Genomic DNA, 19,075 nt, shown 5'->3' on the forward strand with positions numbered 1-19,075 from the left:
GGTTAAGATAAAAATATACCACAATATATTGATTTTTTTTTGCCTAGTGCTATAATTAGTAACGAGGTGATTTTTAGATGATTACATTAGAAAAAGAAAAGGTTACAATCAACCCTGATATCAAAGTCATCAAACGTGATGGTCGTATGGTTGTCTTTGATTCAAGTAAAATATATGAGGCTATCCTAAAAGCAAGTGAGGCTATTACACCTATCACACCCTTGATTGAAGCAAAGTTGGAGGGAATTGCCAACCGTATTGTTGCTGAAATCAATGACCGCTTCACTCAAAATATCAAAATATATGAAATCCAAAGCATAGTAGAGCACGAGTTACTCGAAGCTAACGAATATGCTATCGCTCAAGAATATATCAACTATCGTACCAAACGTGATTTTGAGCGTTCTCAGGCTACTGACATCAATTTCACCATTAGTAAACTTGTTAATAAAGACCAGGCTGTTGTTCATGAAAATGCTAATAAAGATAGCGATCTTTACAATACGCAACGTGATTTAACCGCAGGAATTGTCGGAAAATCTGTAGGACTTAAGATGCTTCCTCCACACGTAGCAAATGCTCATCAAAAGGGAGATATCCATTTCCACGATTTAGACTACAGCCCTTACACACCTATGACCAACTGTTGTTTGATTGACTTCAAAGGCATGTTGGCAAATGGTTTTAAAATTGGTAACGCTGAAGTTGAGAGTCCTAAATCCATTCAAACTGCAACAGCACAAATTTCACAAATCATCGCAAATGTTGCCTCTAGTCAATATGGTGGCTGTACTGCAGACCGTATCGATGAGTTTTTAGCTCCTTACGCAGAACTTAACTACAAAAAACACTTAGCTGATGCTAAAGAGTGGGTAGCTGAAGAAAAACGTGAAGACTATGCACGCGCCAAAACGCGTAAAGATATCTACGATGCTATGCAATCTCTTGAATACGAGATTAATACGCTTTTCACTTCGAATGGACAAACTCCCTTTACCTCTCTCGGTTTCGGTTTAGGGACAAACTGGTTTGAGCGTGAAATCCAAAAGGCTATCCTACAAGTTCGTATTTTAGGACTTGGCTCCGAACACCGTACTGCCATTTTCCCTAAACTCATTTTTACCTTAAAACGTGGACTCAACTTAGAGCCTAGCTCACCTAACTACGATATTAAGCAACTAGCTCTTGAATGTGCAACAAAGCGTATGTATCCAGATGTCTTGTCATATGACAAAATCGTTGAATTGACAGGTTCCTTTAAAGCTCCTATGGGATGTCGTTCCTTCCTACAAGGGTGGAAGGATGAAAATGGTATTGAAGTTAATTCTGGACGAATGAATCTGGGTGTTGTAACCCTTAATCTTCCTCGAATTGCCCTAGAATCTAAGGGAGACCAAGATAAATTTTGGGAAATTTTTGAAGAAAGAATGGGAATTGCCAAAGATGCACTCATCTACCGAGTTGAACGTGTCAAAGAAGCTACACCTGCTAATGCACCTATTCTTTATCAGTACGGGGCCTTTGGCCAACGTCTGGGTAAATTCGACAATGTAGATCAACTCTTCAAACATCGTCGTGCAACCGTATCACTTGGTTATATTGGGCTTTACGAAGTAGCATCTGTTTTTTATGGTAGTGACTGGGAGACTAATCCAGAAGCCAAAGCGTTCACGTTAGATATCGTTAAATCTATGAAAAATGCTTGTGAAAGTTGGTCTGACGAATATGATTATCATTTCTCTGTTTATTCAACACCATCAGAGAGTTTAACGGATCGTTTCTGTCGTTTGGATACTGAAAAGTTCGGTGTCGTGACTGATATCACAGATAAAGAATATTACACCAACTCTTTCCACTACGATGTTCGTAAAAATCCAACACCATTTGAAAAATTAGAATTCGAAAAAGCTTACCCAGAAGCTGGCGCAACTGGTGGATTCATCCATTACTGCGAATATCCAGTCCTCCAGCAAAATCCAAAGGCACTCGAAGCTGTCTGGGACTTTGCTTATGACCGTGTCGGTTACCTCGGAACGAATACTCCAATTGATAAATGCTACAAGTGTGATTTTGAAGGAGACTTCACCCCAACAGAACGTGGATTCATGTGCCCTAACTGTGGCAACACAGATCCTAAAACAGTTGATGTTGTCAAACGTACTTGCGGCTATCTAGGAAATCCACAGGCACGCCCAATGGTTAAAGGACGCCACAAAGAAATCTCTGCTCGAGTCAAACACATGAACGGTTCAACCATAAAATATGAAGGTAAACACCTTTAATAAGACCTAGAATACATTATAATGAACTAGAAGCAGCTGGATGATACCTTCCAACTGCTTTGCTTATTTCATTTTTAGAAAGGAATATAATGGGAAAGTATCAATTAGATTATAAAGGTATGCAACAAGTGGAACGTTACCATGAAAAAAATGCAACCGTCAAAAACGATAAAAAAGCACGTGTCCAAGCCCTTTTGAAAAAAGCTGGAAAGAAGAAATAATATGATTTTACGCCGACCGAGTCAAATAGATAAAGAAGCTATCTTAGAGATGATGGCTGAATTTGAAAGGGAGCAATCTGCTCATGATGGTGGATTTTGGAACCCCGACAATTTTGTTTATGAAGAGTGGCTGGAAGAAAATATTCAAGCGGAAGCGGGACTCAATATTCCTGAAAACTGGGTTCCTGCTATCCAGCTGGTTAGTTTTGACGAAGCGGATCATGCTCTTGGTTTCCTCAACCTTCGTCTCCGATTAAATGACTACTTACTAGAAAAAGGGGGCCATATTGGCTACTCTAGCCGTCCATCCAAACGAGGAAAGGGTTATGCGAAAGAATCACTCCGTCAAGGCTTACAAGTAGCTAAAGACAAGAATATTCATCGTGCTCTGGTCACTTGTAGTATCAAGAATCCTGCTAGTCGAGCTGTTATATTAGCCAACGGTGGCCAGTTGGAGGACATTCGCCATGAAACTGAGCGCTATTGGATAGATTTGGAGTAGAATCATGACATGGAATACACCAAAACCACAGGAATGGAAGTCTGAAGAACTTAGCCAAGGACGTATTATTGACTACAAAGCTTTTAATTTCGTTGATGGTGAAGGCGTGCGTAACTCCCTTTACGTCTCTGGTTGCATGTTTCATTGCGAGGGATGCTATAACGCTGCCACCTGGTCCTTTAAGGCAGGAATTCCCTATACTAAAGAACTTGAAGAACAAATCATGAGGGATCTAGCTCAACCTTACGTACAAGGTCTCACGCTACTTGGTGGTGAACCCTTCCTAAACACAGGAATTCTCATTCCCCTAGTCAAACGCATTCGTGAGGAACTCCCGGAAAAAGATATCTGGTCTTGGACTGGTTATACTTGGGAGGAGTTGATGCTTGAAACTCCTGATAAACTAGAACTTCTTCAACTCGTTGACATTCTCGTTGACGGCCGCTTTGACATCACTAAAAAGAACCTTATGCTCCAGTTTCGAGGATCATCTAATCAACGTATTATTGATGTCAAAAAATCTCTTAATCAAGGAGAAGTCGTTATTTGGGACAAGCTAAATGACGGTCAAACGAACTATGAACAAGTCGATCGTAAAGATATGCTATAAAAAAAGTCTGAGCTTATAACTCAGACTTTTTTATGCAATTTTAACAAAAACTAGCTCATTATTAGAGGATAAATCCTCACGATAATTAAACTCATCAAAAGACAATTTTCGTAAATCATTAATCGTTTGACAATTCTCCTCCATAACAGCTGTCAAAAAAGCCCCTCTTGCCTTTTTGGAAATCGTAGAGTGAGTCTTAAGAACCCCATTGCGGTCTTCCATAAAACTAACCGTGAATAACTGCTTACGAAGAGTTGGACTAAAAACATCCTCGAATTCACTCGAAAGCAAAGAAACAACTGGAACTTGACTCTCCTCTAAAAATTGGTCATATTCGGCACGCCAATAGTTTTTTAAGGACTGACCATCAACCTTTATCTTCGTATGAAAGTCATGACGATGTTCTTGAATCGGGTAAAAAGCGGGAATGATTCCATAAAAAGAAGATGTGATAAACACTTGTTGACCTAAGAAATCTTTTTCACATGTGGATAAGTCACTACGTTTGATGTGACGATACATCAGACCATTAAAAAGCTCGACAGCCGGATAATTCTTCGCTTCTCCCGACAAAATCGCAGCCCAGCGCTGCTTTTCTTTCTCAGCCTGCTCAGGCTTTATTTTATAAGCTGTGGATAATTCATCTGTGGACAATTTTGCCATTTCAGTTAGGATAGCCGCACTCTTTTCGGATAATTTTTGAGACGAAACTTCCTTACTGGCCTTCATTTCTTTTGCGGTTGGAATTAAAAATCTAATCATACTGATATTGTAAAGTCAAGCAGGCATTTCGTCAAGAATTCTCTCCAACAAAAAAGAAGCTAACGTTCGTCAACTTCCTTTTTTTGTTAGTCATCTAAATCAACAAAACGACCTAAAATATGTACATTTTCTGCGATGGAGACAAAAGCTTTAGGATCTGCTTTTCTCATATAATGCTTGAAGTCAGTATACTCTTCACGCGTAATAATCGCCAGTAATACTGCTTTCTTTTCGTGATTATAAGTCCCTTCCGCATCATTAATCATCGTTACTCCACGGTGGAGTTTTTTCTGAATCATCCTTACAACTGGGTCGGGATTACTTGTGACAATCATAGCCTGCATTTTCTTTTGTTTCGTGAAAATCGCATCTGTAACTCGACTAGAAACAAAAATAGTCACCATTGAATAAAGAGCATATTTCCAACCAAAAAGAATGCCCGCAAAAACCATGATAATCCCATTGACAATCAAGGAGATATTCCCAACATCACGGCCTGTTTTCTTACGAATAGTGAGGCTAACGATATCCGTCCCTCCACTAGAGATACGTGATTTTAAACCGAAACCAATTCCCGTTCCCATGACCAAACCACCAAAGATAGCATTGATCAAAGGATCCTCTGTCAAGGTTACATGTGGCATCACCTGAATAAAAAGGGAGCTCATCGTTACTGTAATGAAAGTAAAGATTGTAAATTTATGGCCAATCTTATACCAAGCCAGAATCAAGAGAGGGATATTAATTGCATAGAAAGTCAATGATACTGGTATCTCAAAGCCTAAAGTTCTAACACTCAATGCCGATAAAACCTGTGCCAAACCTGTTGCTCCACTGGAGTAAACATGTCCAGGTTGAAAAAAGAAATTAACGGCGATTGACGATAAGAGCCCGTAAAGTAAAGAAGCTGAAACTTTTTCAGTATATTTTTCACGGGAAATACTACGTGCAGCCTGCAAAACGCCCATTTTCTTCGCAGACTTTTTCGCTACAAATTTAACATGTTTATGAAGAGGTGCTTTATTCATTTTCTAAATCTACATGAAGGGCAAGTTCTTCCAACTGTTTATCAGCCACAAGACTTGGAGCCTGAGTCATAGGATCTGATGCCTTATTATTTTTAGGGAAGGCAATCACTTCACGGATATTATCTTTACCTGCAAGAAGCATAACAAAACGGTCAAGACCGATAGCCAAACCACCATGTGGTGGGAAACCATAGTCCATAGCTTCAAGAAGGAATCCAAATTGCTCATAGGCTGATTCTTCAGAGAAACCAAGGGCTTTCAACATACGTTCCTGTAGGTCTTTATGATTGATACGTAGACTACCTCCACCAAGCTCATAACCATTCAAGACAATATCATAAGCTACAGCACGTACCTTGGAAAGATCTCCTTCAAGCTCTGCTGCAGAATCTTCTGTTGGCAAAGTAAATGGGTGGTGAGCAGACATATAGCGTCCTTCTTCTTCAGACCACTCAAACATTGGCCAATCAACAACCCACAGGAAGTTGAACTTAGTATTGTCAATCATGTCAAGTTCTTTAGCAATTTGATTACGCAAAGCACCAAGTGTGTTATTAGCGATTTCAAGTGTATCTGCTACAAAAAGAACTAGATCATTCTCTTCAAGGTGTAAAGCATCTGTCAACTTGCCTTCAATACTTGTCAAGAATTTAGCAACTGGACCTGCTAGAGCTCCGTCAGTCATCTTAACCCAAGCAAGACCTTTAGCACCAAATTGTTTGGCAAACTCTGTCAACTTGTCAATACTTTTACGTGAGTATTTGTCTGCATTTCCTTTGACAACAATTGCCTTAACAGCTGGTGCCTCAGCAAACACTTTGAAGTCTACACCCTTGACAACCTCTGTCAAGTCTTGTAAAAGCATGTCAAAGCGTGTATCTGGCTTGTCAGAACCATAGTTATTCATGGCATCATCATAAGACATGCGTGGGAATGGTAGTGTAACTTCAATTCCTTTAGTTTCTTTCATAACCTTAGCAATCAATCCCTCTGTAATATCTTGGATTTCTTGCTCATTAAGGAATGACGTTTCCAAGTCAACTTGTGTAAATTCAGGTTGACGGTCTCCACGCAAATCTTCATCACGGAAACACTTAACAATTTGATAATAACGGTCAAAACCAGCATTCATCAATAATTGTTTAGTGATTTGAGGACTTTGCGGAAGAGCATAAAAGTGACCTTGGCTAACACGGCTTGGAACCAAGTAATCACGAGCACCTTCTGGTGTAGATTTTGTCAACATTGGTGTTTCAACATCGATAAATTCTAAATCATCAAGATAATTACGGATGGCGTGAGTTACCTTTGCACGGAGCTTAAAGTTTTCCAACATCTCTGGACGACGAAGATCCAAGTAGCGGTAACGCATACGTGTATCATCACTAGCCTCAACACCATCTTTGATTTCAAATGGTGTTGTTTTGGCAGTATTAAGGACTTTAAGGTCTTCAACTTTAAGTTCGACAGCACCTGTAGGCAAGTTATCATTAGCTTGTTCACGCGCTTCAACAGTTCCTGTTACTTCAATAACAAATTCGCTACGCAAGCTTTCAGCTGTTTCAACAACATTAGCATCCGCATTTTCAGGGTTAACAACCAACTGCATCAAACCTTCACGGTCACGAAGATCGATGAAAATCAAACCTCCGAGGTTACGACGGCGAGATACCCAACCTTTCAAAGTAATAGTAGTTCCGATGTGTTCACTACGAACACGTCCGGCATACATAGAACGTTCCATAAATACACTTCTTTCGTTAATTTTTTAGTCTTAACTATTATAGCAAAAAGCCCATCAAAACCCCACCCATTTCAGGTTAGAATTTTAATAGACTTTCTTTTTTATAAAACTATTTGCCAAATTGTTTCAACAAATCACTAGTATCCACGTAATCCTCAGCAAACTCTTCAAAATCTTCAAAACGATAATCGGCTGTTTCTAAGTCAAGTAAACTATTCCAACGGAATCCGTAAACATCCTCAATGATAACACTAAGTTCATCAGTTTCCTCGTCTACCTGCCATCCCAAATAACGTTCCTGTGTTTCAAAACTCAAGACCACATCTTGACAATCTTGACGCCAAACTTGACCAAGTAATTGCTGGCACATCGCATGATCACCTGCAGGCTCATCATTGAACCAAGTAATGTCATGTTTATCAAGAAAGGCGATCAGCTGCCAAAACTGTTGTTGGAAACGAATGGGCATACTACGATCAAAAGCCAAACTGAACTTTTCACTCCGTTTGAGCATATCAACTATACTAACCATATGCCCCCTACTTTTCTAACTGTTTGAGGACTGCTGCAAAATTGTTAGTTAGCTCTTCGAAACTTACAGTAACTTCCTCACGAGTAGCGTTATTTTTGACATTGACCTGACCTGACTCCACTTCACTCTCACCTAATGTGATAACCGTCTTGGCCTTGAAGGTATCTGCTGACTTAAATTGCGCCTTAATCTTACGTCCAAGGTAATCACGTTCAGCCTTAAATCCTTGATAGCGGATAGCTTGAACTAACTCAAGAGCTTTGCCATTAGCACCTGAACCAAGTACTGCAATGTAAACATCCAGACTTTCTTCTACCGGAAGCTCAATACCTTGTTTATCAAGAACCAAAAGCAAGCGTTCTAAACCAAGTCCAAAACCAAAACCAGCTGTTTCTGGACCACCGAAGTATTCAACCAAACTATCGTAACGACCGCCTGCACAAATTGTCAATTCAGACTTATCAATAGTGGTAATAAATTCAAAAATCGTGTGATTATAGTAATCAAGACCACGTACCATATTAGTATCAATCACGTAAGGAATGTTAAGACTATCGAGCATGGTACGTACTTCGTCAAAGTGCGCTTGACTTTCTTCATCTAAATAATCAAGGATAGAAGGAGCATTTTCAACTGCAACCTTATCTTCTTTTTCTTTTGAATCGAGTACTCGCAAAGGATTTTCATCCAAACGGCGTTGACTATCTTTTGACAAACTTTCACGAATCGGTGTCAAGTAGTCAATCAAGGCCTGACGATAAGCCAGACGACTCTCAGTATTTCCAAGGCTATTCAAATGAAGGGTAACATCCTTAATGCCAAGCGTATTAAAGAGTTGGTAGGCCATAGCAATGGTTTCAACATCTGTTGCAGGATTTTTTGATCCAAAGCACTCTACACCTAGTTGGTGGAACTCGCGCAAGCGTCCTGCTTGAGGACGTTCATAACGGAACATTGATCCAATATAATAAACTTTAACAGGTTTTTGGACCTCTGGCGCAAAGAGTTTGTTTTCTACATAAGAGCGTACAACCGGTGCTGTTCCTTCTGGACGAAGTGTAATATGACGGTCTCCCTTATCATGAAAATCATACATTTCCTTAGTAACGATGTCAGTTGTATCACCTACTGAACGTGAAATGACCTCGTAATGTTCAAACATAGGTGTACGAATTTCACCATAATTGTATTTCTTAAATGTTTCACGTGCAACATTTTCTACGTACTGCCATTTGGCACTATCCGCAGGTAAAATATCCTGCGTTCCCTTAGGTTTTTGAAGTTTCATAATGATGATACAGGCCTCAGATAGACCTGCCCTCCTTTTCCGTTATTACAGATATAATCACTCTATTCTATCATAATTTATATAGCTTTTGGGAAATGGTGGAGGATTTTTCAACGTAAGAAAGAAACAGACCTCTCGGCCTGCCACAATCATTAATCTTCCTTACAAAGAATGAAGGTCACAATGAAAGAGACCACAACAGAAATTACAAGACCTGCAATAGCTGTGTAAAAATATTTAAGTGTATCTTCACCGATATACGCTGCAATCGTCAAGATACCCGGGGAACCACCCGCAAAATTTCTCGCACCTAAAATACCAAGGAAGAAGCTACCTACTCCCCCTGCAACAATAGATCCTATAAGGGCTGCTTTATTTTGCAAAGTTACCCCATAAAGAGCCGGTTCCGTAATCCCACAAATCGCAGTAATCCCAGCAGATGAAGCTAGAGCTTTTTTATTGGTATCCTTAGTTTTTAAAGCAATAGCAAGAGCTGCTCCACCCTGAGCCACATTTGAAGCCAAAGCACCTGGCTGTGCAATCGTATCATAACCAATAGTCATACGGTTATTGATTCCAATGGATACTAAGCCATAGTGAATTCCTGTTGTAACCATTAACGGGAAGGTTGCTCCTACAATTGTCGGAACAACCCATGGGCCAAAGTTTTCCAACCACTTAAAGAAATCACCCAACCAGTTACCAATGACAGCACCAATTGGACCTAAAATCAAAAGTGTTACGATTGCAGTAATTAAGGTCGTAATCATAGGAACCAAGAAAAACTTCACAGCCTTTGGTGAAATTTTAATCGCAAAGCGCTCCACGTAACTCATAAACCAAACTGCCAAAATAACAGGGATAACCGTTGATGAGTAAGAAGTTAATGTAAGAGGAATACTAAAGAAAGAGACGCCATGACCTGATTCCTTGGCAGTTGTCACAATCTGAGTAAAAGTTGGGTGTAATAAAATAGCACCAATCAACATCCCCAATTGAGCATTCGTCTTAAACTGTCGAGCTGCTGAGGCACCTAAAAATACAGGTAAGAAATAAAATCCAGCATCGCCAATAAAATTAAGAACTTGATAGTTAACATCATCTACAGCTACTACCTTAAAGACAACCAAAAGGGACAAAACAGCCTTGATCATCCCTGCTGCTGTAATTACTGGTAAGATTGGGGTGAAAATCCCAGAAATAAGAGCTAAAAAGCTTTGAAGAGGAGTTCTATCTTGTTTTTCCGATGATTCCTTAGATACTTCATCCAGATCCAATAACCCTTCTAAAGCGCGGTATACATTTGGTACATCACTCCCAACAACAACTTGATACTGGCCACCACTCTTAGCCAAACTCACCACACCATCGATAGCTTTAACAGCCTCATCATCAGCTTTAGAATCATCTGCTAAGGTAAAACGTAAACGTGTCGCACAATGGGTTAGATTCTGAACGTTCTCCTTTCCTCCTACAGCTTCTAAAATTTCTGTCCTATCTCTTTATAATCCATGACACTTCCTTTCTATATTCATAAAAATAGAGAACAAGCTGAGCCTGTCCTCTGCATTTTTTCTATTATGACCAAACTTTATCAGTAATTGTTTTAATCAATTGCAATTTATTCCACTCATCTTGCTCAGTCAAGATATTACCTTCTTCAGTTGAGGCAAAACCACATTGAGTTGAGATACCAAGGTTCTTAAGTGGTACAAGTTCAGCCGCTTCATGGATACGAGCAATGACAGCATCTACATCTTCCAAAGCTGGATCCTTAGAAGTAATCACACCAAGTACCAATTCAACATGATCACGGTTATTCCAAATCGTTGGAAGTGGTGCGAAGCTACCTGAACGCGCATCATCGTATTCCAAGAAGAAGATATCATAGTTCAATTGACCAAGATATTTAGCGACTGAATCATAGCCACCTTCAAAAAGATAAGTTGACTTAAAGTTCCCACGACAAATGTGAGTAGCCAAAGTCAAATCTTCTGGAAGACCTTCCAAAGCTTTATTGATAGTGTATACATCATCCTCAGCAATTTTTGCCAACTCAGCTGTTTTCTCAGGATTATTTTTTTCATTCTCAAACTGTTGAATCAAATAACCCCAAGTCGTATCATCCAATTGTACATAACGTGCACCCAAATCGTAGAAATGTTGGATGGTATCATGGTAAGCTTTAGCCAAATCATCAAGGAAATCTGTCCATGAATCATAGTAATCAGCATAAAGATCACTACGGTGGTCACGGTTAATGATGAGTGATGGACTTGGAATAGTTACTTTTGGAGTAATTCCTTCAGGAGTCACTGATTTAAGATATTCAAAGTCACGATAGAAAGGATGATTAGGATTTTCATCAATTTTACCATTGATACGAACGTTAGTTGTACGTGTCTTAGCTCCATGAAATTTATATGAATCCTCTTGTTGGTAAGCTTCAAAACCAGTTAGGTTCCATAGGAAGTCAAGGTGCCACCAAGAACGACCAAATTCACCATCAGAAACGACTTGAAGGCCATTTTCTACCTCATGATGAACCAATTCCTTAACCAATTCATCTTGTACTTTCAACAATTCCTCTTGCGAAATCTCACCATTGGCAAATTTTTCACGTGCTTCTTTTAAAGCTTGTGGACGAAGGTAAGAACCAACATGATCAAAATGATAATGAACTTTACTCATAGTTATTTACTCCTTTTTATTCTTTCATTTAATGTAATAATAAGCCTATTCTAGCACTTGCTGTTATAGCTGTGAAATATGTATTTACTATCACATTGTATAGTTTTTAACTATATATTTTCTTGAGAAGTTTTTTGTCAAGTAACTTTACTTTACAAAAAAGATATGTTATTCTGTTATAGTTGATTTAAAATCAAGAACATAAATATTAATTCGGAGGAAATAAAGAAATGGCAGTACCTGCACGTCACACTTCAAAAGCGAAGAAAAACAAACGTCGTACACACTACAAATTGACTGCTCCATCAGTACAATTTGACGAAACAACTGGAGATTACTCACGTTCACACCGTGTATCACTTAAAGGATACTACAAAGGACGTAAAATCGCTAAAGCTAACGCAGCTAAATAATAGAAGGGAGATACCATGCGCGTAAATATTACACTTGAACACAAAGAATCTGGTGAACGCTTGTACCTTACTTCAAAAAACAAACGTAACACTCCAGACCGTCTTCAATTGAAAAAATACTCACCAAAATTGCGTAAACACGTAATCTTTACTGAGGTAAAATAAGGATTCAATACGAATCAATACAAAAGAAAAACGCTGATTTCAAGCGTTTTTTCTTTTTGTCAATTGCAGTTTATTGCACTGTATTTCAATTCAAACTCTACCTTTTTCTCTACCTTTTTATCGTAAAATCTGATTGGACACGGTTTGTGTCCAAGTGATTTATAAATAGCTTTATATCAACCTTTAGCAGGGTTGTACAACTTATTCATAAAAAATAAATAGATCTGATTGAATGAGATCTTTCATTTTTCTGTCAATTAAGCAAATTAAATTGACCAAATAAATTGTTGATATATAAAAAATTAAGTAAGTGTATTACAAAGATAGTCTTCTTTATTTATAGTGCTATAATGAATCTATTAGCTTATTTATGATAGAGGTATCGTTATTGATCAATCCAGAATTTTACAAAACACTTGCAAAAATATTCTGTGGGGATGAAACAGAATTATTTACCTATAAAACTGGCCCACAGTTAGTAGACTTTTTTAATAGCTATTTCGGTTTTAGTGATGTTTACCGTCAAGGGTTCCCAACAAGATGGGTTTATGTAAATGATAAATTACTAAGTTTCTCTGAAACTGGTAAACTTGATCTTTTTTCAGCATTATATTGAGCAAACAATATCTTTTAACAGAACGTCAAAAAGGTGAAGTTGATTCTTTAGAATACCAACAAAAGGTTTTAACGGAATTAAATAAAGTCTGCTCAATTTATTCATTGTATTTGTCAAAAAAAGGCAATGAATTCTTCTTAGTAGAAACCGATCAAGATTTAGTAGAAATCGGAAAAGGTGGATTTGCAGATATTTTTCTACAAAAATCTACAGGATTAGTATTAAAAAAATTAAATGAAGACTCGGTTAAACATGAATCGCTAAGAAGTCGATTTCGTAGAGAGTTTGAAATTACAAAATCATGTTCAGATATTGAAAGTATTATAAATGTATATGACTTTAATATCGATAATTATTCCTACACAATGGAAAAAGCGGATTTTACTTTAGCTAATTATATTAAAGAAAGCGAATTACCAGATGAATCAAAATTTAATATTTTACGGCAAATACTTCACACTATATCTCTAGTGCATAAACGAGGAATTTTGCACAGGGATCTAAGCCCTACTAATATTTTCTTCATAAACGGAATAATAAAAGTAGCGGATTTTGGTTTAGGAAAAAATATTAACATCTTAACCTCGCATCAAACTATAGATACCGCATCTTTTGGACAGCTTTTTTATTGTGCACCAGAACAACTAACTCTTCTAAAAGAGGCTGACAAAAGTAGTGATGTATACTCTCTCGGGAGAATTATCAATTTTGTTATGACTGGAGATCCTAATAATTTTTCGCATACCCTGCGTTCAATCAGTACAAAAGCTACCAATATCGATCCTAATTATAGGTATGAAAATGCAACAGATATGTTGAACGGGTTGAATTCATGGTTAAGAATAAGAAGTCATGAATCTTTTAAAGAAAAAATCTGGGAAAAAATTAATCAAGGTATTTTTGATAACGACATAGAAAACTATATTTATGAAATGTCAGAAAAAGATCTCTGCCTATCTTGTATCAATAAAGGAACTCGCTTTACCGAATGCTTACTTAGCTTTATGAATTTGGATGACTCTCACGCAACTTATATAATTCAGAAGATTGATTCTAACTATGTGCAATATATCAAACGATTTGAAGATGCAGACCCTTTTGCTAGCCTAGCTTATGAAATTTTAAAAGGACATTTTTCTTATAATGTTAACGAAGTGGCTGCTTATATATTAAAATACGTAGCTTATGACATTATTCGTTTCAATGCACAACATAAGATAGAAAGGTTAATTAACAAAGGGGTAGAACCATTAATCGAGACAATACTAGAAAGATAAAAAATGTCAGAATAAAGTGTAACTGTCCGAAAAATATGTCTTTTCCCGAAAGTTTATTATTTGCTGTTATAATAGACATGCAAAACTTGTTCCAAGAATTTTTTAGGCTTGTTATCATCATAAATACTGATTTTAAGGGATTTAACTACTAGTAAACTTAACAACTTTTATATATTTTACACAATATAGGACAGTAAATGGACAGTGACAGCATAATTGAAGAGTGAACAAAAAGAGGTATAAAAATACCTCTTTCAGATTGAAGACAAAGTCCTCAGAAGTTATACTTCTGGGGACTTTTCTTGCTTCGAAGGAGTATAATAAAAGAAAAGGCATTTGATGAGGTACTCCTATGTTTCACAAAGATAATCCTGAATACAATCGTCGTCAAGTAGGTTTATATACTCTTGATGAACTTGTGCCTAAAGACCATTTTTTAAGAAAAGTTGAAGAAACGATTGATTTTACTTTTATTTATGATGTTGTTGAGGATAGTTATTCTTCAGATAATGGTCGTCCTAGTCTAGACCCTGTCCTGTTAGTTAAGATTCCTTTGATTCAATGTTTTTATGGCATTCGTTCTATGCGCCAAACCATCAAGGACATCGAGGTGAATACGGCTTATCGTTGGTTTCTTGGCTTATCTCTGGACGATAAGGTGCCACATTTTACAACTTACGGTAAGAACTATAGCCGACGCTTTCAAAATAAAGAATTATTAGCACACATTTTTAGTCATGTGCTTCATCAAGTTTTGGAGGCTGGGCTTATTGATCCCTCAGAAATCTTCATCGATGGGACACATATCAAGGCAGCTGCTAATAATCATAAGTACAAAAATGTTGTCGTTAATCAAAAAGCTAAATTCATGAGTGAACAACTGGACATTGAAATTAATTTAGACAGGAAGAAACATGCAAAAAAGGCGAGGCCAAACCTAAGAAACAATCAACGACAGACCCAGATAGTGGTTGGTTTCACAAGGGAGAACACAAGGAAGTCTTCGCTTATAATACTCAGGTAGCTTGTGATAAACATGGTTGGGCCTTGGCTTATACAGTTGAAGCAGGTAACATCCATGATAGTCAGGCCTTTCCTGTTCTTTTCGCCAAGTTAGAACCCTTCTCCCCTGAATTCATTATTGCGAATTCAGGCTACAAAACACCTAGTATTGCCAAGTTTCTTTTAGAAAAAGAGATTACGCCAGTATTCCCTTACACTAGGCCAAGAGGTAAGAGAGGCTTTCTACGTCCTAGAGACTTTGTCTATGACGAGCATTTTGACTGCTATCTTTGTCCAGAGAACCAGGTATTAACTTACCGTACAACGACACGTGAAGGTTATAGAGAATATAAAAGTAATCCCGAAATTTGTAAGACCTGTCCCTTGTTAGCGATTTGTACTGAAAGTCGCCAGCACCAAAAAGTTGTTGTGCGTCATATTTGGAAAGATGCCTTAGAAATCTGTGAAGATATCCGTCATCAAAGTGGGATGAAGGAACGGTACCAACACCGGAAAGAAACGATAGAACGTTTATTCGGAACAGCTAAAGAATATCATAACTTGCGTTATACCAGAGAAAAAGGAAAGTCCAAAATGGAAGATAAGGTTGGGCTTACTTTGGCATGTCTAAATATCAAAAAATTGGTAAAAATGATGGTAGGGAAGACCCGTTATTTTATCCAAATACCTCAATATTATTGGATTATGGGAGAATTAAGTGTGAATATAAAAAAAGACAAACATCAAAAACGATGTTTATCTTCATTCTGAATCAGAATTTTAATAGGAATTCTGATTTTTTTTATGCAAATCCATTTAAAAGCCAAAGGGTGTTTAATTATTATTTATTAAAATATAGATAAATATCATTTGATTAGTATTTGTTAAGTAGGAGTGCTTAATTCAAACGACCTCATTATAATGCTTATCACATACATTAAAATAATAAAAAATTGAAAGAAGGTTGAAAAATAAAAATAACATGCTATAATTATAGCGTCTATATGAATAGGGAACATGGGTAGTAGTAACTCGAAGCCAACCTGTTTGTAATATTTTGACTCTTTTGGGGAGAGTTGAATGATTACTTGTTGGTACTTGGTGCTATGTGATATGGTATTGGGATAGGGTTATCATACCGATGTTTTGATTTGTAAGATGGGGATAGAGCGTAAGTAAAGGGGACGCTCTTTAAAATGGGGAGAAGTTTTTATGAAATATATGTAAATTAGCAATACTGCTGGATTCAAAAACACTTTTATTAGCAAAGCGTTTTTTCTCCTGCAGTTTTTTTATTTATTAAATAGTGTATTTTTAAATTCGGGGGAGAAGACTAGAAAATCTCAAAACAATTGATATCCTTGGATGATATGACTTAGTTTTCTTGTCTTACTTCTTGAATTTTATACGTAATGATAGTCTTTTTATTGAGACCTTTTTCTTTATCTACTTTACATCATTTGCAAAACAAGACCAATAGCGAGGGCATTCCCTTTAATGCTTTTGGAGAAAGGATAACTCATTTTCCTTTTTATTGGGGATAATAAAGTGATAATGTAGAGTCTTATTTGTCAATATTATATTGATTTCGTATAGGTCATAGGGGGGATCTTATGGGAAAATTAAATATTATGGTTGTCTTTGGGACAAGACCAGAGGCAATTAAGATGGCGCCGTTAATTCTTGAGTTGAAAAAACATCAAGAAACCATTAATACTATTACAGTAGTCACAGCTCAACACCATCAAATGCTTGACCAGGTTTTGGAGACTTTTGAAATAGTTCCTGATTATGATTTGGATATCATGGGAAAAAAATCAATCACTTCAGGAAATTACTTCTAAAATTTTGGCTAATTTTGATCCAGTTGTTAAGAAAGAACAACCTGATTTGGTTTTAGTTCATGGTGATACTACAACAACTTTTGCTGCTGGATTGGTTGCATTTTACAATAAAGTAAGTATTGGTCACGTTGAGGCTGGGCTTAGAACTTATGACAAATATTCACCATATCCAGAGGAAATGAATCGTCAGGTGACGGTTGTGACTAATTCTATCCATCATGCTGTTAAGCTGGTAGATCTCGGTATTAGTACTAGGATTATTGGTGGTAAGGTTAAACATTCAACAGATGCCTCTATTGGAAGTACAGCTCTGGAACAAATCAGACAACTGAATTTTGATTGTGCTTTCATTGGTGCTAATGGAGTTGATGCCAATTATTTCACAACGCCAGATATGGAAGAGGCGGTCATTAAACGAACAGTGATAGCTAATGCGCAAAAAGCCTATGTTCTAGCTGATGCTTCTAAACTTGGTTAGGTTACCTATGCTAAGGTAGCCGAGGTTGAGAAAGTAACCATAATCACAAATGCTTCGGAAGAAGGGCTCCTTAAATAATTAAAAGAGAAAACGAGGGTTATTGAAGTATGATTTATACTGTGACGCTAAACCCATCAATCGACTTCATTGTTCGTATCGACAAGGTAGAGATTGGTGAAGTTAACCGTATAGAGAGTGATGATAAATTCGCTGGCGGTAAGGGTATTAATGTCAGCCGTATTCTACAACGTTTAGGAATTGACAATACTGCTACGGGCTTCATCGGTGGTTTTACAGGACGTTTTGTTACAGACAGTTTGGATGCTGAAGGTATTAAAACTACTTAGAATGGTGAGGCTGTAATGGTATTAGGAAAAGTAAGTGATTTTTTAATCAAGCATCAAAGATTGTTAACGTACTTAAGTATTTTTGCTGCGTTAATGTTATTAATGCGCTTAGTGTATGATGATGTTTTGATTGACCATGATAATCCCATCGTTTTAGCAATCTTTATAGGAATACTAGTTCTTTGGACCCTAGCATCTTACCTTAATCGAAGACAGTATATGCTATCCCACTTTATCTTACAGAGTTCGAAACTTATTAACGTCTATGCTGTAGACTTAGATTATCGTTTTATTGCGGTTAATAAGAATGATATTCGGCTCATGGAAGAAATCTTTTATTTCACTCCCAAAATTGGTGACTTTCCAATGAATTATCTTAATAGTGAAGATGCTGCGCGTTTAAAAGCAAATGTTGATCGTGCGAAAAAGGGTGAAACATTTATATTTATGGATACTATTAAGACAGGCGACAAAACGCTTTACTGGCAAAATATGTATTCTCCCATTTATAACAATCGCCAAAAAGTGATTGGTGTTTTTTGTTTTGTTCTTGATGTTACAGAGCAGAGACTTCATGAACTTGAAATACAGAGGATGGCATACGAAGATGTTTTAACACGGGTTCATAATCGACGATATATTGAGCTTGCTTTTGAGGAATGTCTGACACGTAAAGAAGAACAAATTACGGTTATTATATCTGATTTGGATAAATTCAAGGAAGCAAATGATACCTTTGGACATGCTACGGGAGATAAGATTCTAATTGAATTTGGTGATATTTTAACGAAGATAATGCCTGAAAGTGCTGTAATAGCAAGGTTAGGTGGAGATGAATTTGCGGTTTTAGTCCCTGGAGTTTCTGAAAATCAAGCTGAATTTTTAATAAAACTTGTTCAAGCAGAAATGACTCTCAAAGATATGGGGATTACAGCATCTTTAGGTGCTTATACGGACTCTTATCAATCACATAAAAACTTCGTTGATTTTTTTGCAATAGCTGATAAGAAAATGTACGAAAATAAAAGTCAGAAAGGAAAATCAAATGTTTGACATTATTCTAGTCGATGACGGTAGTGGAGCTGATTTTGCACCGTTATTTGCAATAGCTGATAAGAAAATGTACGAAAATAAAAGTCAGAAAGGAGAACGTCGATGATGTTTCAAGATGTTGTTATTGTCATTCCTGCCTATGAACCTGATGACCGTTTGTTGGAACTTTTGAAAAATATTCGGGATAAGGAAAATCAAATGTTTGACATTATTCTAGTCG

At 37.2% G+C, this 19,075-nt stretch carries 15 protein-coding genes and 6 pseudogenes; 13 read left to right on the top strand and 8 right to left on the bottom strand.

The window, feature by feature from the left end; all coding sequences use genetic code 11:
• Positions 1 to 77: 77 nt before the first annotated feature.
• The 4 genes from nrdD (at position 78) to nrdG (ending at position 3,615) form a co-directional block, all read left to right on the top strand.
• Positions 78 to 2,282: an anaerobic ribonucleoside-triphosphate reductase gene (gene nrdD, locus HMPREF2607_RS00890; RefSeq protein ID WP_048790913.1), complete on the top strand. Its 2,205-nt coding sequence runs from the start codon at positions 78 to 80 to the stop codon at positions 2,280 to 2,282.
• Positions 2,283 to 2,371: 89 nt separating this feature from the next.
• A complete protein-coding gene (locus HMPREF2607_RS10580) occupies positions 2,372 to 2,503 on the top strand; it encodes a hypothetical protein (RefSeq protein ID WP_002885877.1) in 132 nt (43 codons plus the stop codon).
• Position 2,504: 1 nt separating this feature from the next.
• Positions 2,505 to 3,005 (top strand): GNAT family N-acetyltransferase, encoded by a 501-nt coding sequence (locus HMPREF2607_RS00895; protein ID WP_070475388.1) that lies wholly within the window; start codon positions 2,505 to 2,507, stop codon positions 3,003 to 3,005.
• A 4-nt stretch (positions 3,006 to 3,009) separates the two neighbouring features.
• Positions 3,010 to 3,615: an anaerobic ribonucleoside-triphosphate reductase activating protein gene (gene nrdG / locus HMPREF2607_RS00900; protein WP_002885801.1), complete on the top strand. Its 606-nt coding sequence runs from the start codon at positions 3,010 to 3,012 to the stop codon at positions 3,613 to 3,615.
• 30 nt (positions 3,616 to 3,645) lie between these two features.
• On the opposite strand, the gene yaaA is transcribed toward nrdG, so the two are convergent.
• From yaaA to HMPREF2607_RS00935, 8 genes and pseudogenes are all read right to left on the bottom strand, one after another.
• Complete coding sequence (yaaA, locus tag HMPREF2607_RS00905; RefSeq protein WP_070475390.1) at positions 3,646 to 4,377, bottom strand: peroxide stress protein YaaA; 732 nt, start codon at positions 4,375 to 4,377, stop codon at positions 3,646 to 3,648.
• Between the two features lie 86 nt (positions 4,378 to 4,463).
• Positions 4,464 to 5,405: a YitT family protein gene (locus tag HMPREF2607_RS00910; RefSeq protein ID WP_070475392.1), complete on the bottom strand. Its 942-nt coding sequence runs from the start codon at positions 5,403 to 5,405 to the stop codon at positions 4,464 to 4,466.
• The gene (gene aspS, locus HMPREF2607_RS00915; RefSeq protein WP_070475394.1) at positions 5,398 to 7,149 is read right to left on the bottom strand and encodes an aspartate--tRNA ligase; all 1,752 of its coding nucleotides are present in this window, start codon (positions 7,147 to 7,149) and stop codon (positions 5,398 to 5,400) included. Before aspS ends, HMPREF2607_RS00910 begins: the two co-directional genes overlap by 8 nt.
• A gap of 109 nt (positions 7,150 to 7,258) precedes the next feature.
• Complete coding sequence (locus HMPREF2607_RS00920; protein WP_070475396.1) at positions 7,259 to 7,681, bottom strand: hypothetical protein; 423 nt, start codon at positions 7,679 to 7,681, stop codon at positions 7,259 to 7,261.
• 7 nt (positions 7,682 to 7,688) lie between these two features.
• Positions 7,689 to 8,969, bottom strand: a complete 1,281-nt coding sequence (gene hisS, locus HMPREF2607_RS00925; RefSeq protein WP_048790908.1) for a histidine--tRNA ligase — start codon at positions 8,967 to 8,969, stop codon at positions 7,689 to 7,691.
• A gap of 152 nt (positions 8,970 to 9,121) precedes the next feature.
• Complete coding sequence (locus HMPREF2607_RS00930) at positions 9,122 to 10,324, bottom strand: PTS transporter subunit EIIC (protein WP_239665577.1); 1,203 nt, start codon at positions 10,322 to 10,324, stop codon at positions 9,122 to 9,124.
• 81 nt (positions 10,325 to 10,405) lie between these two features.
• Positions 10,406 to 10,456: pseudogene (locus HMPREF2607_RS10745) on the bottom strand (PTS transporter subunit EIIB); the annotation flags it as partial.
• A 91-nt stretch (positions 10,457 to 10,547) separates the two neighbouring features.
• The gene (locus tag HMPREF2607_RS00935) at positions 10,548 to 11,660 is read right to left on the bottom strand and encodes a vitamin B12 independent methionine synthase (RefSeq protein ID WP_048790907.1); all 1,113 of its coding nucleotides are present in this window, start codon (positions 11,658 to 11,660) and stop codon (positions 10,548 to 10,550) included.
• Positions 11,661 to 11,890: 230 nt separating this feature from the next.
• Here HMPREF2607_RS00935 and rpmF point away from each other — a divergent pair, with 230 nt between their 5' ends.
• The 9 genes and pseudogenes from rpmF to HMPREF2607_RS10705 form a co-directional block, all read left to right on the top strand.
• Complete coding sequence (rpmF, locus tag HMPREF2607_RS00940; RefSeq protein ID WP_002885630.1) at positions 11,891 to 12,073, top strand: 50S ribosomal protein L32; 183 nt, start codon at positions 11,891 to 11,893, stop codon at positions 12,071 to 12,073.
• 15 nt (positions 12,074 to 12,088) lie between these two features.
• On the top strand, positions 12,089 to 12,238 hold the full coding sequence (rpmG, locus tag HMPREF2607_RS00945; protein ID WP_002262412.1) for a 50S ribosomal protein L33: 150 nt from the start codon (positions 12,089 to 12,091) through the stop codon (positions 12,236 to 12,238).
• Positions 12,239 to 12,626: 388 nt separating this feature from the next.
• Positions 12,627 to 14,131 (top strand): annotated as a pseudogene (locus HMPREF2607_RS00950) (serine/threonine-protein kinase).
• Between the two features lie 352 nt (positions 14,132 to 14,483).
• A pseudogene (locus tag HMPREF2607_RS10025) lies at positions 14,484 to 15,917 on the top strand (IS1182 family transposase).
• 829 nt (positions 15,918 to 16,746) lie between these two features.
• Positions 16,747 to 16,977, top strand: coding sequence for a hypothetical protein (locus tag HMPREF2607_RS10695; RefSeq protein ID WP_148130139.1), 231 nt, complete (start codon positions 16,747 to 16,749; stop codon positions 16,975 to 16,977).
• Positions 16,925 to 17,533, top strand: a pseudogene (locus HMPREF2607_RS10700) (UDP-N-acetylglucosamine 2-epimerase). Before HMPREF2607_RS10695 ends, HMPREF2607_RS10700 begins: the two are co-directional and overlap by 53 nt.
• Before the next feature lie 29 nt (positions 17,534 to 17,562).
• Positions 17,563 to 17,796: pseudogene (locus HMPREF2607_RS00975) on the top strand (PfkB family carbohydrate kinase); the annotation flags it as partial.
• A gap of 21 nt (positions 17,797 to 17,817) precedes the next feature.
• Positions 17,818 to 18,855 (top strand): sensor domain-containing diguanylate cyclase, encoded by a 1,038-nt coding sequence (locus tag HMPREF2607_RS00980; RefSeq protein ID WP_070475401.1) that lies wholly within the window; start codon positions 17,818 to 17,820, stop codon positions 18,853 to 18,855.
• A 102-nt stretch (positions 18,856 to 18,957) separates the two neighbouring features.
• Positions 18,958 to 19,075 (top strand): annotated as a pseudogene (locus tag HMPREF2607_RS10705) (glycosyl transferase); the annotation flags it as partial.

The sequence above is a fragment of the Streptococcus sp. HMSC078H03 genome, from assembly GCF_001808655.1.
GTDB lineage: Bacteria > Bacillota > Bacilli > Lactobacillales > Streptococcaceae > Streptococcus > Streptococcus salivarius_G.

Coding starts and splice junctions, on each gene's coding strand:
- nrdD (WP_048790913.1), top strand. CDS start 78: ATGATTACATTAGAAAAAGAAAAGGTTACAATCAACCCTGATATCAAA.
- HMPREF2607_RS10580 (WP_002885877.1), top strand. CDS start 2,372: ATGGGAAAGTATCAATTAGATTATAAAGGTATGCAACAAGTGGAACGT.
- HMPREF2607_RS00895 (WP_070475388.1), top strand. CDS start 2,505: ATGATTTTACGCCGACCGAGTCAAATAGATAAAGAAGCTATCTTAGAG.
- nrdG (WP_002885801.1), top strand. CDS start 3,010: ATGACATGGAATACACCAAAACCACAGGAATGGAAGTCTGAAGAACTT.
- yaaA (WP_070475390.1), bottom strand. CDS start 4,377: ATGATTAGATTTTTAATTCCAACCGCAAAAGAAATGAAGGCCAGTAAG.
- HMPREF2607_RS00910 (WP_070475392.1), bottom strand. CDS start 5,405: ATGAATAAAGCACCTCTTCATAAACATGTTAAATTTGTAGCGAAAAAG.
- aspS (WP_070475394.1), bottom strand. CDS start 7,149: ATGGAACGTTCTATGTATGCCGGACGTGTTCGTAGTGAACACATCGGA.
- HMPREF2607_RS00920 (WP_070475396.1), bottom strand. CDS start 7,681: ATGGTTAGTATAGTTGATATGCTCAAACGGAGTGAAAAGTTCAGTTTG.
- hisS (WP_048790908.1), bottom strand. CDS start 8,969: ATGAAACTTCAAAAACCTAAGGGAACGCAGGATATTTTACCTGCGGAT.
- HMPREF2607_RS00935 (WP_048790907.1), bottom strand. CDS start 11,660: ATGAGTAAAGTTCATTATCATTTTGATCATGTTGGTTCTTACCTTCGT.
- rpmF (WP_002885630.1), top strand. CDS start 11,891: ATGGCAGTACCTGCACGTCACACTTCAAAAGCGAAGAAAAACAAACGT.
- rpmG (WP_002262412.1), top strand. CDS start 12,089: ATGCGCGTAAATATTACACTTGAACACAAAGAATCTGGTGAACGCTTG.
- HMPREF2607_RS10695 (WP_148130139.1), top strand. CDS start 16,747: ATGGGAAAATTAAATATTATGGTTGTCTTTGGGACAAGACCAGAGGCA.
- HMPREF2607_RS00980 (WP_070475401.1), top strand. CDS start 17,818: ATGGTATTAGGAAAAGTAAGTGATTTTTTAATCAAGCATCAAAGATTG.